The 13,595-nt window shown below is 47.4% G+C and carries 12 protein-coding genes; 6 read left to right on the top strand and 6 right to left on the bottom strand.

Annotated features, from left to right (window positions below; translation table 11 throughout):
* Positions 1 to 125 precede the first annotated feature (125 nt).
* Both ACOZB4_RS18605 and ACOZB4_RS18600 read left to right on the top strand, forming a co-directional pair.
* Positions 126 to 1,367, top strand: coding sequence for an MFS transporter (locus tag ACOZB4_RS18605; RefSeq protein WP_379412335.1), 1,242 nt, complete (start codon positions 126 to 128; stop codon positions 1,365 to 1,367).
* Between the two features lie 485 nt (positions 1,368 to 1,852).
* Complete coding sequence (locus ACOZB4_RS18600) at positions 1,853 to 2,584, top strand: class I SAM-dependent methyltransferase (protein ID WP_379412332.1); 732 nt, start codon at positions 1,853 to 1,855, stop codon at positions 2,582 to 2,584.
* Positions 2,585 to 2,671: 87 nt separating this feature from the next.
* Here ACOZB4_RS18600 and ACOZB4_RS18595 read toward each other — a convergent pair whose 3' ends face one another.
* The 3 genes from ACOZB4_RS18595 to ACOZB4_RS18585 all read right to left on the bottom strand — a co-directional run bounded on the left by ACOZB4_RS18595 (position 2,672) and on the right by ACOZB4_RS18585 (position 5,957).
* Positions 2,672 to 4,144, bottom strand: coding sequence for a DEAD/DEAH box helicase (locus tag ACOZB4_RS18595; protein WP_379412330.1), 1,473 nt, complete (start codon positions 4,142 to 4,144; stop codon positions 2,672 to 2,674).
* Between the two features lie 155 nt (positions 4,145 to 4,299).
* Positions 4,300 to 5,175 carry a radical SAM/SPASM domain-containing protein gene (locus ACOZB4_RS18590; RefSeq protein ID WP_098742173.1) on the bottom strand — a complete coding sequence of 292 codons (876 nt, stop codon included), beginning with the start codon at positions 5,173 to 5,175 and terminating at the stop codon, positions 4,300 to 4,302.
* A gap of 209 nt (positions 5,176 to 5,384) precedes the next feature.
* Positions 5,385 to 5,957, bottom strand: coding sequence for an RNA polymerase sigma factor (locus tag ACOZB4_RS18585; protein ID WP_379412325.1), 573 nt, complete (start codon positions 5,955 to 5,957; stop codon positions 5,385 to 5,387).
* A gap of 393 nt (positions 5,958 to 6,350) precedes the next feature.
* Between ACOZB4_RS18585 and ACOZB4_RS18580 the strand changes: the two genes are divergently transcribed.
* Positions 6,351 to 6,884, top strand: coding sequence for a hypothetical protein (locus ACOZB4_RS18580; RefSeq protein ID WP_076322740.1), 534 nt, complete (start codon positions 6,351 to 6,353; stop codon positions 6,882 to 6,884).
* A 54-nt stretch (positions 6,885 to 6,938) separates the two neighbouring features.
* On the opposite strand, the gene ACOZB4_RS18575 is transcribed toward ACOZB4_RS18580, so the two are convergent.
* From ACOZB4_RS18575 to ACOZB4_RS18565, 3 genes are all read right to left on the bottom strand, one after another.
* Positions 6,939 to 8,597 carry a M56 family metallopeptidase gene (locus tag ACOZB4_RS18575; protein ID WP_379412322.1) on the bottom strand — a complete coding sequence of 553 codons (1,659 nt, stop codon included), beginning with the start codon at positions 8,595 to 8,597 and terminating at the stop codon, positions 6,939 to 6,941.
* A gap of 9 nt (positions 8,598 to 8,606) precedes the next feature.
* Positions 8,607 to 8,981, bottom strand: a complete 375-nt coding sequence (locus ACOZB4_RS18570) for a BlaI/MecI/CopY family transcriptional regulator (protein WP_215164245.1) — start codon at positions 8,979 to 8,981, stop codon at positions 8,607 to 8,609.
* 268 nt (positions 8,982 to 9,249) lie between these two features.
* Positions 9,250 to 9,477: a hypothetical protein gene (locus ACOZB4_RS18565; RefSeq protein WP_379412318.1), complete on the bottom strand. Its 228-nt coding sequence runs from the start codon at positions 9,475 to 9,477 to the stop codon at positions 9,250 to 9,252.
* A gap of 246 nt (positions 9,478 to 9,723) precedes the next feature.
* Between ACOZB4_RS18565 and ACOZB4_RS18560 the strand changes: the two genes are divergently transcribed.
* Genes ACOZB4_RS18560 through ACOZB4_RS18550 form a run of 3 tightly spaced genes read left to right on the top strand, consistent with a single transcriptional unit; the run spans position 9,724 to position 13,530 of the window.
* Complete coding sequence (locus tag ACOZB4_RS18560) at positions 9,724 to 10,746, top strand: ABC transporter substrate-binding protein (RefSeq protein ID WP_076322737.1); 1,023 nt, start codon at positions 9,724 to 9,726, stop codon at positions 10,744 to 10,746.
* A gap of 22 nt (positions 10,747 to 10,768) precedes the next feature.
* Entirely contained in the window at positions 10,769 to 11,878 is a 1,110-nt protein-coding gene (locus ACOZB4_RS18555; RefSeq protein WP_339270827.1) for an ABC transporter ATP-binding protein, read from the top strand.
* Positions 11,875 to 13,530 (top strand): ABC transporter permease, encoded by a 1,656-nt coding sequence (locus tag ACOZB4_RS18550; protein ID WP_379412313.1) that lies wholly within the window; start codon positions 11,875 to 11,877, stop codon positions 13,528 to 13,530. Before ACOZB4_RS18555 ends, ACOZB4_RS18550 begins: the two co-directional genes overlap by 4 nt.
* Positions 13,531 to 13,595: the final 65 nt, after the last annotated feature.

Genomic DNA, 13,595 nt, shown 5'->3' with positions numbered 1-13,595 from the left:
CACCCCTCCTCAACCACCTTTTATACTACTTTACACGATCCTGGTGGCGGTTGACCATTGACTCTCACCTTACAGGAGACCGCAAAATAGGTTCCAGCATTGATTCAGTAAGGAGGAATATCACTATGCCAAGCTCCATCCGTTTGCTCCACAACGGCTTCGTCCGAGCGATCCTGATTTCCAATGTATGCTCCCAGCTCGGAATATGGATCCGAAATTTTGCGGTTCTGCTGTATGTCATGGACATGACAGGTGGGAATGCTTTTGCCATCTCCATGATTTCCGTCGCGGAATATGGACCGATCTTTCTGTTTTCGTTCATTGGGGGTGTGTTCGCCGACCGCTGGCGTCCCAAAGCAACCATCGTCTGGTGCGAAATACTCAGTGCCTGCTCCGTCCTCATCGTGTTTCTGATGCTGGAATCCGGCTCGTGGGGCGCTGTATTCTTCGCGACCTTATGCTCTTCCATCCTGTCGCAGTTCGCCCAGCCCTCCGGCATGAAGCTGTTCAAAATCCATGTACGGGACGAGGATGCTTCAATTGGCATGTCGCTGCTGCAAACGCTGTTCTCTCTCTTCATGATCATCGGTCCGATTCTAGGCACATGGGTATTTCAGCAATGGGGCATGTCGACTGCTCTCGTGTTAACGAGCGGATTGTTCATGTTATCTGCGCTAGCCATGCTGTTTGTGCCTAAAAACCAAGAGGTGTCTATAAACACGACAACAGCAGTTCCCTCCGTTCTTCATGATATGGCGGATGGCATTCGTTATGTTCTATTCAAAAGAGACCTGCTGCGGCTAAGCCTCTGCTTCATGGTTGTGGGACTTGGGGTGGGATTGATCTCCCCGCTCAGCGTATTTCTCGTAACCGAACGCTTAGGCTTGTCCGTTCAGGACTTGCAGTGGATTACCATCCCTTACGGTGTAGGCGAAATCCTGGGTGGAATCGTAACGTTTATGCTCGCATCCCAAATCGCTCCCGGACGGTTACTGATGATGGGGTTAATTGTGAACGGAGCGGGCATTCTCCTGCTGGGTCTGTCGACGGTCCTCTGGCTGACCATGCTCTCGCAATTCCTGATTGCGCTGCTGCAACCAGCTATTTTTATCGGGAACCACTCCTTGGTCATGCAGCAAACGGAAGCAGCCTACATCGGTCGGGTCACCGGAGTCCGTACGCCGCTCATGACCGGAGCCATGCTGATCACAATGGGATGCTCGGGGCTATTAAAGCAGACCATGTCACTAACCTACGTTTATGCTTTAGCTGGCGCATGTTTTCTCGCCGGATTCTTGATGATTCTTCCACTTCTTCGTCATGGGAATCACATGATGTCAGGACGTGGTGAAGCAACCGAAACGTAACATCCCCCACAGATAAAAAACCGAGCGAAACGATGGTTTATCCACGTCTCACTCGGTTATTTGCTTTTTCCAGCCTAATGGAGCCTTAGTCCGTGTCGTCTTCTTCCTCAACCTTTAAAATTCTTCCCGATTTTTCAAGAATTTCGACTTCAAACAATCTATTGTCGTACGTCAGAATCAATATTTCATAGACCAACACACCATGCTCCAGATCCGTATCGACACCGTTATTTATATATTAATCGTGGCCTGGGTATTATTCCGAGAGGAACGATCCGTTATAATGAATCATAAGAGCAAACATCCCCAATCTTTTCCAAAATAACGGATCGAGGTGAGTTGTGTGACAGGAAAGACCCTTGTTCATCATGGGTACCTCGAGGGACCGCCCCGGATTTTGCAGACGGCTGTTTTAGGTGGATTAGCACGGCTAACTGATCTTCTGAAATATCGAGTGTAAGGATGATTCCAAGCAGGAGGTGCCTATGAGCTATCACGGATCTGATTTTTATGACAACGACACGAACTTCGAGAAGTACATGGAGCGGCGGCAAGGGCAGGAAAACGCCAACGATACACTAGAGAAGCCGGTCATCTGGCAGCTGCTTGAGGATATCTCGGATCGGCATGTATTGGACCTAGGGTGCGGCGATGCAGGCTTTGGCGTGGAATTGCTGGGCAAAGGTTGTGCTGCGTATATCGGGATTGAAGGCTCTCGTAATATGGTGGAAGCCGCCTCAAGCAACCTGGCCGATTACAACAATGGAACCGTTGTGCTCACGAGGATAGAGGAATTTACATATCCCCGCGATTCTTATGATTTAGTGATCTCCAGGCTCGCCATTCATTATCTGCAGGATATCGAGCGCGTCTTTCAATGCATTCATCAGTGCTTGAAGCCAAGCGGCAGGTTTGTCTTCTCTGTCGAACATCCCGTCATTACTTCAACGCTTCAGCCGTCCGGCACAAGAACGAACTGGGTCGTGGACCATTACTTCAGCGAAGGCTACCGGGAACAGCAATGGCTCGGAGGCACCGTTCAGAAGTACCATCGAACCGTCGAGGATTACTTCACGGCGATGCAAGAAGCAGGCTTTATCGTGGAGCAGCTTAGGGAATCCAGACCCGTGCGAGAACATTTCTTGAACGAGGAAACCTATGAGCGCAGGCGCAGAATTCCACTGTTCCTGTTTCTAGCGGGGAGAAAGAGCACGTAACTCTCATTCCATTTCGAAAAAAAGCACCCTTTCTTCCACTTCAAAAGTGGGAGAGGGTGCTTTCTGAGTCACTATCGTTATTTCTGCTTACGAGGATCTACCGGTCTTGCTTCCCTTATTGAATCCCTCGGATTTGCGCTTACGTGCTTGGCCATCCTTGGGTTTCTGAGCAGCTTCCGATTTGAACTTACGTGCCATCTCTGAATACGGATTACTGACGGCCTCCGCCTTCGGCTTACGTACCAAATTCGTGCTCGAAGAACGAGCTCCGTCTGATTTCGGTTTACGAGCCGTGTCGGTCTTTGGCTTGCGAGTGGTATCGGCCTTCGGTTTAGCAGGTCTAACTGCTGCTGATTTGGCTTTGCCGGACTTGCCCGAGCCCGATTTCGGCGATCGGTCTACCTTGGCTGCTCTTAATGATCCCGACATCGGGAAAGCATGGTCCTTCACTTCGGGTATGGACTTTCCGATTAACTTCTCAATATCGCGGAGAAAAGGCACCTCGTCCACTTCGCAGAACGATATCGCCGTTCCGCTCAGTCCCGCACGCCCCGTCCGGCCAATCCGGTGAACGTACGTTTCCGGAATGTTCGGAAGGTTAAAGTTAATGACATGCGACAGCTCGTCGATATCGATGCCTCGGGCGGCAATATCTGTAGCCACCAGAACCCGGGTCTCCCCGCTTTTGAAATTTTTGAGTGCCGTCTGGCGGCTGACCTGCGATTTATTCCCGTGAATGGCTTGAGCCGAGATGTTCACTTTCGTCAGGTCGCGCACAACCCGGTCAGCGCCGCGCTTTGTACGGGTAAAGACCAAGGCCGACACGATGGACGGGTCCTTCATCAGCTCATTCAATTGCTTCTGTTTATTTCCTGTTTCCAGCAGGTACACCGATTGCTTGATTCGTTCGGCTGTAGAGGAAACCGGCGTGATTTCCACTTTTACAGGGTTTTGCAATAATGTTTTGACAAGTTGGGTGATCTCCGCAGGCATGGTAGCTGAGAAGAACAGCGTTTGTCTTTTGCTCGGCATTTTGGCGATAATTCGTTTTACGTCATGAATAAAGCCCATATCGAGCATCCGGTCAGCCTCATCCAGCACCAGGATCTCCACATGCTGCAGATCGACACGCTTCTGATTCATAAGATCCAGGAGTCTGCCTGGGGTAGCAATGAGGATGTCCGCTCCTTGCTGTAGCGCCCGCTCCTGCGTTTTTTGCGAAACGCCGCCAACAATGGCCGTCGAACGCAGCTTCGTGAACTGACTGTAGGCTTTCACGTTATCTGAAATTTGCAGGGCAAGTTCCCGGGTCGGCGACAACACCAACGCACGAATACGGCGCGACATGCCCGGTTTAGGGGATTGTTCGTTCAACAGCTGGATCATTGGTACCGAAAAGGCGGCGGTCTTCCCTGTTCCGGTCTGCGCGCAGCCCAGCAAATCTCTGCCGGCCAACACAGCCGGGATCGCCTGAGCCTGAATAGGCGTTGGCGTCTTGTAATTTTCCTTCGCTAAAGCTTTGAGAATCATGGGGGATATATTTAAGTCTTGAAATGTCATGGGGTCTCCTTTAAGGTGAATACCTATATTGTCTCATCACGTAACATAGGGCATCTCATAATCGAGTTTCCACAAGCCGTTCCTTTACGTCATAACACATAACGATACCACACATCGGTATAAAAAAAGAAGCGGAATTTTTCTCCGCCTCTTGTTTAAGCCCCAAACCGCTGCCGATACCCGCATTTTCTGCATAGCTCCTCAACGGCTTCCCGGCGTGAAAATCCCTCTACGAGGTTATTCGCCCGCTCCCCATCAACGATGTCCGAGAAGGACTTCTGATGGATATTACCCAAATTGATGACCCCTTCCCCGTCCAGACAGCACGGCACGACTGTCCCGTCTACGAGAATGGCCGCCTGGCTGCGAAGCGCATGGCAGAAGCCTTTGCCTTCATCCTCTGGGGCTGTCAGACTTGGCCACTGGAACTCATAATCCTGGTTCAGATAAACACGGTCGGCCACCTTCACACCACCGCCGGGTTCAACCTTTTCCTCGATTCGGTAATCCAGATTAAATTCCTGCTCCAAAATTTCGAGCGTCTGGCGGTTCCGGCTCTTCTCCAGGTTTGTTTGGTTGTCCTGCGTCAGATTCCACAATCGGAACGAGAAGATGACTTTATGTTCCTCCGCGGCACGAACAAAGGATAAGATTTCCCGTAAATATCCCTCGCGATTTGTTGAACCCTCGTGACCGTCGAAGCTGTGGAGCGAGAAGTTCATCTGTCTTAAGGCCGGCTTGCCCAGCAGCTTATGCCGGTTCTTCGCGATCAACGTGCCGTTGGTCGTAATGTTGACCTTGAACCCTTTTTCATGGCTAATATCCAGCAGCTCATCGATCTTCGGATGGAGCAGCGGCTCCCCCTTCACATGCAGATAAATGTAACTCGTATGCGGCTTGATCTCGTCCAATCTTCTCGCAAAGTCTTCGACCTTAATGAAGTTGGCCTTACGCTCTGTCGGCGGGCAGAACGTACAGGCCAGATTACAAATACTCGTAATTTCTATGTAAACTTTCTTAAATGTCTTCAAGATGTTATCCCCAATCCCGATGTCTATGATGGCATGGCGATTTGCTAGCAAAATCGCTTGCCAATCCTTCATATCGTACCATAGGCGGGCTTATACAGCTACAACTACAGATGCTATCTGATGCCATTCTGTATTAAGTGAAAAAGAGGGGAGCACCTTCCTTCTTTAGTTGTTGCTCTAATTAACCGTTCATCGTTATGTTTGAATCGTCACTCATCAGCATCAACCCATCTTTTTGAAAAGTAGAGGTGCAATTTTTTTCTTGCTCTGACCATCGTTTGAGCTAAAGCTTGTTCCGTTGTTGCTAGCTCCTGTGCAATTTCCTTATATGGTTTTTCTTCGATGTAATATAGAAACAAAGCTTGACGATACTCGGGGCTTAGCTCATTTAGAGCTTCAAGTAGTATTTCTTTCCGAATCTGATCTTCCACTTGCTCGGCTACAGTAGGGCGTAAAAAAGGGGCCTTCATATCAATAACGACTTGAGGATCTCTAAGATGATGATATTTTTTATTTTTTTTTAACAAATCATAGGCATAATTCCTAGCTATTTTAATCATCCAGGCTTTCAAATGCTTAGTGTCTTGCAGTTGAGGGGCTTTAACCACCACTTTATAGAACGTCTCCTGTACAACATCTTCTGCCAGTTCATGACTTCGTGTCAGAAAATAAATGTCCCGATAGACCAAATTCCGATAAGCTTCATAGGCTAATTTTTGGGTGTCGTGGTCTAAATCGTAGAAATTAGTGCGTAAGAAATATAACCATTGTTCTTGCTCCACGTGTACCCTCCTCCGTTTTATTTTATTCATTAGCTGCTTGACGAAGTTTTAAATCAGGCAGTTTACCATTATAGTAAAATATTAACATATATTTACACGATTTTCCTTATGTATGATCGTCAGAAAAATTATATTTTTAAAAAAAGCGTCATATGTTGCTAGGATAAATCGTTTTAGTAGTAGATTAGCTCTATTGGATACATACATCGTTCAAGCTACCTTACTTATCTCAAGCAAGGTAACTAACAAGAAGCTTTGAACCTACTAGATACTTGCCTTAGAAAAGAGGGGTAGCTCATATAGAGGAGGCGGAGGTGAGTTCTTTTATATGGTTGTTTGAATAGCTGATCTAGTAATTAAAAAAATATTAAATTTAAGGAGGATCATTCTCTAATGAAAAAACTTTTTTCACTTGTCCTTACAATGGTTCTGATGTTGTCACTTTCGGTATCCGCTTTTGCAACCTCAGAAGGAGAAGAAGCAATCTTTCCATCTGGAACATCCATTACGGTCAGACCTATGACTCCGGAAGAGATCGTCCTGTTTGAGCAAAGAGCGAATGGAAACCAGGACGTAGGTCTCTTTGACGTTGGTATATTGTCTGATAGCTGGAGTGGAAATGTGAGTGTCCCTATTAATACGGATGGAACCCAAGGAGCAAATGTCGGCCATGCATTTATTCCCTCTCCGGACAGATATGTTTCGATAGCTGTAGGGAATTTGCCAGGCACGATGCCATCCGTTAATTTAAGCATAAAAAGTCAAACCAATAGCAGTGTCAGTTGGTGGCAACCAAATATAGCTGGAAATTCGATTGTTACCATTGACACAGGCAGCTATAGTAACCATACGTTCCAAATTAAAACAAGCACGAACGAGGCTAATTCAAGAAGTGCAGCTTTTTCATGGTCGACCCATTCTGAATAACCCCCAAAAAAAGCACTGCCCTAAAGGCAGTGCTTTTTTCAAAATGGCGGTTTCTTATTTATCAAAATCATATTCAGCGAGTTCTTCTGGCGTTAATGTTGCTCTTAATTCCTCTTCAGTTTCCTTCATTGAAGCTCTTTCTTCAGGTGTCATGGATCTGACCGTTATGGAAGTGCCCGGGGGAATCTCATTTGGATGAGAATATTCATGATCATACTCAGCAAGCTCCTCGGGCGTCAACGTGGCTCTTAATTCCTCTTCAAGCTCCTCCATTGAAGCTCTTTCTTGAGGTGTCATGGATCTGACCGTCATAGAAGTTCCCGGTGGGATTTCATTTGGGTGGGACTTCCTATAACCATCGTCTACAGGGAGAGCTGGTTCTACATTTGCTTGAGATTCAGCACTACTTTTTTCATTTGCACCTATGTTTTTAGGTGCAGCCACGGTTTCATTGCCTTGTTTATCAGTGATTGTTTTATTTTCTGCTACAACTGCAGGGCGAGCTTCTTCTGGCTGAGTTTCAACATTATTTCCTTCATTCTCAACTGCAGGCACAGGACGAGCTTCTTCTGGCTGAGTTCCAACACCGTTTCCTTCAGTTTCAACTACGTCATTAGAAGAGGGCGCTTTAGGAGCCGCTTCTTTGGCTACTTCGTTTGGTTGAGCTTCAGAATGACTTCCCTCATTTCCAATGACTTTGGGCGTATTGCTAGAAGCCCATGCCGCTGCTGATGTGCTAATTACAGCAACCAAAAACACCGCTGTTATCGAGAGATACAGTGTTTTCTTTTTTTGTTTCTTTACATTAAGCATCATCATTAATCTCCTTTTCAATTGTTTCCCGTCACCGGATAAGGAGGCACAAAATTGCACGGGTAAATTCCTTGATCCTACCATAACGTTTAAGATCGTCTCTCCATAGCGTTTTCGCTCGGCATAAGACATCTCTTTTACGACTCCTTCATCACAAGACAGCTCGCTCCATGTGTGAATTTCCTTGCGAAGAATGTACACCAAGGGGTTAAACCAATGTAAGGCGCTGGCCAAGAGCGTGAACGCTTTGACCCATAAATCTTTCCGTTTCAGATGGATCAACTCATGACGGATCACCATGTCCATGTTAACGGTATTCTCTATAGGGAGATAAATAGTTGGTTTCCTTAGGCCGACAAGAACAGGACTCCGAATGATGGAGCTGTAGGCAAGCCGGACGTTGCTTTTCACATTAAGGGCTTCCTTGATGAAAGGGAGCTGTTTAGCCGCTTCGCTGCTAATCGGAACGTTGGTACGCGTATGTTCTAGTTTCTTTAAAAATCTGCGATAACAATACATCTGCCATGCAGCAAAAGCCATAGCGCCGATTGCCCATAAGATAATAAGGGGAAGGGCTACGTTTGCTGAAATGGTTTGTTCTGGGATGAGCTGCACCGGATTAATCCTTGAATACGGATTAGGCAGTGCATGTTGCACAGTTGAAGGTAACTCGTTCATGATGGGGGCGGTTTCTGTTGCATTGAATGTAACAAGCGGTGAAATCCACTGCATACCAAGGACTACGGGTAAAAGATAAAAGCCTACTGCCATTTTGCTCATCCCATAGCGCCACTTTGTAGGAAAGGCATTGATGGGTATGATCCGTAGTACAAGAATGCAGGCTACGACGGCACTTCCAGCAACGGTAAGGGTCAACAGCAATTCAAGAATAATATTCATAAGCACCCCCTACTTTTGCGAAAACCATTGCTTCAGCTCTGCAATATCTTCATCTGAAAGCTTTTCGCCGTCATACAAAGCTGATATTAGATTTTTAACCGAGCCTTGATATAATCCGTCCAGCACGTGCTGCGTTTCCATGAGCTTATAATCTTCAGGTGAAATGCGAGGCATATATTTATTTGTCCGTCCATGCCTCGTAACCGTAAGTGCCCCTTTGTCCACTAAGCGTGATAGGAAGGTGGAAATGGTCTGCGCTTTCCACTCTTTTCCTCTCTGGGCAAACAGACCAAGCAGTTCGGTGGATGTGACAGGCGGTGTACACTCCCAAATCACCTCCATTAGCTCCGTTTCAGTATCCGATAATTTTTGTACTTGGTTCACGGTGAACACCTCTTTACGTCGTTATGCGTCCATAACGAACTTAATCACTACACGATGTAGTGATTATAATCTACTACGTCATGTAGTGGTATGTCAAGCAAAAATGAGTTGAAATTTACTACTGCATAGAACTTATACGAAAAATCAAAGAACCGCGCGGGAGCGCGGTTCTTTGCTAACAATACAGCTACAAATTATCGAGGGTACCGGAATGGAATTCCACCGGTCCTCTTATTCGTACTCTTACAGCTGGTAGTGTTAACGCCGTTTATTTTGAATCGTTGTCGTCATTATCTGCAGCATCGCCAGCTTTGTTACCCAATGCTGCGCCTGCGATACCACCTGCAATCGTGCCGATTGGACCCAATACGGAACCTACAGCAGCACCTACGACACCACCACCTGCAGTCCCTAAGGCTTCTCCAGCGTCAATATCCATTTTGGCGTTGTCGCGGTCAGAATCAACCTTTTGATTACGATCATTTTTATTAGCCATCCATCTCACTCCCTCGAAATTGTGATAGGAACAGCTCCATCTTGCCAGACGTTGTTCCAAACCATATCTTGCCCTAACGGATCTGAAAGAATTCTTTAAAAGTAACCTGCTCAGATTCTTTCCACTCCAAAATGGGTTGCGTATTTTAGACGATGTTTGCGGATTATGGGATTATGTAAACGGTACCAATACTGCTACAATGAACATGCAATTACGAAATGAACTTTTGTTCAAGGGGGATTATACATGAAAAAGCTATCGATTTTACTGTTAACCTGCGTGTTGATTATGGGGGCGCTTAGCGGTTGTGCAAGCAGCGAGTCCGATTCGGGATCGTCCAATAAACTCGTCATCTACAGTCCGAATAGCGAGGAGATCATCAAGACGATCATTCCGATGTTCGAGAAGCAGACCGGGATTACAGTTGAGCTTGTAACGGCTGGTACCGGCGAAATTATTAAGCGCTTACAGTCCGAGAAGCAGAACCCTTACGCTGACGTGATGTTTGGTGGTTCTATGGCAGGTTTCCGCGAAAATGAAGCTTTATACGAGCCTTACGTATCACCTGAAGACAAGAACCTGATTGAAGGTCACCGTAATACGTCGGGCTTTGCTACTCCATATATCTCGGATGGCAGCGTGCTGCTCGTAAACAAAAACCTGATCGGTGATATCAAAATCGAAGGCTATGCGGATTTGCTGAATCCGCAGCTCAAAGGGAAGATTGCTTCCGCTGACCCGGCAAGCTCAAGCTCCGCTTTCGCTCAGTTAACCAACATGCTGAAAGCGATGGGCGGCGATTATGAGAATGAACAAGGCTGGAACTACGTTGGTCAACTGATTGAGAACCTGGACGGCAAAATTGCAAGCGGTTCCGGTGCCGTTCACAAAAGTGTGGCGGACGGTGAATATGTAGTCGGCCTTACCTATGAAGACCCTTCCAGCACTTATGTAAAGAACGGCGCTCCGGTAGAAATCGTATATCCAAAAGAAGGCGCCGTATTCCTGGATGCGGGATCCGCTATTATCAAAGATGCACCGCATATGGACAACGCCAAGAAATTCATCGACTTCATTCTGTCTCAAGAAGCGCAGGATGCGTTCGGCACGCAATTAACGAACCGTCCACTTCGCCTAGATACGAAGCTTGGCGACCACATGAAGCCCTATGAAGAGATCCACATGATTGATGAAGATACGGACTATGTAAGTGAGCATAAATCTGAGATCGTTGAGCGTTATGTCGATTTGTTTACTAGCGTTAAATAAACTATAGAATCAGGTGACAACCATGAGCGTAACTATAACCATTAAAGACTTAATCAAAAAATACGACGACACAACCGTCATTCCCGAGCTGTCCCTGGAGATTAAAAAGGGTGAATTCTTCACCCTTCTCGGGCCTTCCGGGTGCGGCAAGACGACACTGCTGCGTATGATCGCCGGCTTCAACAGCATTGAAGGCGGAACCATTCATTTTAACGAGCGTGTCATTAACCAGGTGGAACCGGGCAAGCGGAATATCGGGATGGTCTTTCAGAGCTATGCGATCTTCCCTCACTTAAACGTTAGAGGAAACATCGCGTTCGGACTGGAGAATCGGAAATTATCCAAGGCGGAGATTAACGCCAAGGTGGATAACATCTTAAAGGTCGTTCAGATCGAGCCCTATAAAGATCGCATGCCGAAGAACCTATCCGGCGGCCAGCAGCAGCGCGTTGCGCTAGCCAGAGCGATCGTCATCCGCCCGGATGTCCTGCTGATGGATGAGCCTCTATCCAACCTGGATGCCAAGCTTCGGGTCGACATGCGTAACGCGATTAAAGACATTCAGAGAGAAGTCGGGATTACCACCGTCTACGTCACGCACGATCAAGAGGAAGCCATGGCGGTATCTGATCGGATTGCGGTCATGAAATCCGGCGTGATTCAGCATCTGGGGACGCCACAGGAGATTTATCAACGTCCTGCGAACGTATTCGTTGCTACCTTTATTGGTCGTACCAACATTCTCGAGGGTACTTTAACAAAATTGGCAGACAGCTATGTCCTGCACCTCGGCTCCGGCTATATGGAAGAGCTGTCTAACATTGAGGTTCCGAAATCCGATGCCAAGGCAGATACGCTAAACGTTCAAATCTCGGTTCGGCCGGAAGAGTTCATTCTGACCGAGGACCAAACCGGCATGGAAGCGACGATTGTACACAGCGTATTTCTTGGGCAGAACACCCATTATTTTGTAGACTTGGCGTCCGGTCAACGCGTGGAGATCACACAAGAATCGAAAACGTCATATATCCTCGAGCCTGGTCAAGTTATCTATCTGAAGGCTAAGAAAGAGAAGATTAATGTCTATGATGCGGCAGGCGAACTGAACTATACAAGGGGCGCTCGGCTATGAGAGAGACGCGCAAACGATTTGATGTCTGGACCAACATTTCGTTACTGATATTTGCGTTCTACATTCTGTTTCTGGCCCTGCCTTTATTTACGATGCTGTTCAAGAGTGTGTACAATGGTACGACTGGCGATTTTTCCCTCGCCTATTTCACGAAGTTTTTCAGTAAGCCCTACTATTTAAACGCTCTGTTCAACAGCGTTAAAGTCACCGTCAGCGTAACCTTGCTTGCCGCCATTATCGCAACGCCGCTGGCATATATCATGGCAACGGTGAAGATTAAAGGCAGTTCGGCCATTCGGGTCATGATTCTGATCTCCTCGATGTCGGCTCCTTTCATTGGAGCTTACTCCTGGATCCTGCTGCTGGGCAGAAGCGGTGTCATTACGAAATTCGTTAGCAACACATTCGGTATTACAATGCCGGATATATACGGATTTACGGGGATCTTAGTCGTCTTGACCTTGCAGATGGTCCCTCTTATCTTCATGTATGTATCAGGCGCACTGAAGAATATGGACCAATCGCTAATGGAAGCAGCCGAAAGCATGGGTTATTCAGGCTTTGGCAAAATGCGCAAAGTGCTCCTCCCGCTCATTACGCCAACCTTGCTGGCGGGCGGCCTGCTCGTCTTCATGCGTGCGCTGGCCGATTTTGGTACGCCGATGCTGATCGGTGAGGGATACAAGACCGTTCCGGTGCTGATCTTTAACGAGTTCATCAGTGAGGTCGGCGGTGATGACGGCTTTGCGGCGGCGATCAGCGTCATTGTCGTTCTGTTCGCCACAACGATATTCCTGCTGCAAAAATTCGTAGCCAATCGTAAATCCTTTACGATGAGCGCACTGCATCCGATTGAAGCCAAGAAGAAGAAGGGCATCGGCAATATCGCGGCTCATGCCGTTATCTATCTGTATACGTTAATCGCGCTGCTGCCGCAGCTCTATGTCATCTATACTTCGTTCCTGAAATCCAACGGCAGAATCTTCGTCGAAGGGTTCTCGCTCCAAAGCTATCGGGATGCCTTCAGTAATATTGGCGGCGTCATTCTGAACACGTTCTTCCTAGCGATCGTGTCGCTGGTCGTCATTATCCTGTTAGCGATACTGATTGCTTACGTAACCGTTCGAAGAAAGAATGCGCTAACGAACACGCTGGATATCTTCACGATGTTCCCGTATATCGTTCCCGGCTCCATTCTGGGGATCGCTCTATTAATCACCTTCAATAATAAGCCGCTGGCCTTGAGCGGAACAGCCGTCATCATGATCATCTCGTTTGTTATCAGGCGCCTGCCCTATACGATTCGATCCAGCGCGGCCATTCTGCATCAGATTAACGATGGGATCGAGGAAGCAGCCATCAGTCTGGGGGCTTCCCAGATGAAGACGTTCTTCAAGATTACGCTTCCGATGATGGTGGCAGGCGTAGTCTCCGGCGCGATCCTGAGCTGGATTACCATCATTACCGAATTAAGCACTTCGATCATTCTTTATACAGGCAAGACCAAGACCGTAACGGTTGCCATATATACCGAGGTCATCCGCGGTAACTACGGCGTGGCGGCGGCTTTATCCACGATTCTTACCGTCATTACGGTAGTGTCGCTGCTTGTCTTCCTGAAGCTCTCCGGGCAAAAAGAAGTTTCCATGTAAATGTGATGAATTCATAACGTAGACTACATCCAAGTCGGCACCTGCAGCATGAGGGGGCGGCTTGG

The organism is Paenibacillus sp. NPDC058898, assembly GCF_049316025.1.
Classification (GTDB): domain Bacteria; phylum Bacillota; class Bacilli; order Paenibacillales; family Paenibacillaceae; genus Paenibacillus_AQ.
The sequence above is the reverse complement of the archived record's forward strand: the minus strand, read 5'-3'. Positions and strand labels throughout refer to the sequence as shown.

Excerpts from the sequence above, each read along its gene's own strand:
- ACOZB4_RS18605 (WP_379412335.1), top strand. The coding sequence starts at position 126 with ATGCCAAGCTCCATCCGTTTGCTCCACAACGGCTTCGTCCGAGCGATC.
- ACOZB4_RS18600 (WP_379412332.1), top strand. The coding sequence starts at position 1,853 with ATGAGCTATCACGGATCTGATTTTTATGACAACGACACGAACTTCGAG.
- ACOZB4_RS18595 (WP_379412330.1), bottom strand. The coding sequence starts at position 4,144 with ATGACATTTCAAGACTTAAATATATCCCCCATGATTCTCAAAGCTTTA.
- ACOZB4_RS18580 (WP_076322740.1), top strand. The coding sequence starts at position 6,351 with ATGAAAAAACTTTTTTCACTTGTCCTTACAATGGTTCTGATGTTGTCA.
- ACOZB4_RS18575 (WP_379412322.1), bottom strand. The coding sequence starts at position 8,597 with ATGAATATTATTCTTGAATTGCTGTTGACCCTTACCGTTGCTGGAAGT.
- ACOZB4_RS18565 (WP_379412318.1), bottom strand. The coding sequence starts at position 9,477 with ATGGCTAATAAAAATGATCGTAATCAAAAGGTTGATTCTGACCGCGAC.
- ACOZB4_RS18560 (WP_076322737.1), top strand. The coding sequence starts at position 9,724 with ATGAAAAAGCTATCGATTTTACTGTTAACCTGCGTGTTGATTATGGGG.
- ACOZB4_RS18555 (WP_339270827.1), top strand. The coding sequence starts at position 10,769 with ATGAGCGTAACTATAACCATTAAAGACTTAATCAAAAAATACGACGAC.
- ACOZB4_RS18550 (WP_379412313.1), top strand. The coding sequence starts at position 11,875 with ATGAGAGAGACGCGCAAACGATTTGATGTCTGGACCAACATTTCGTTA.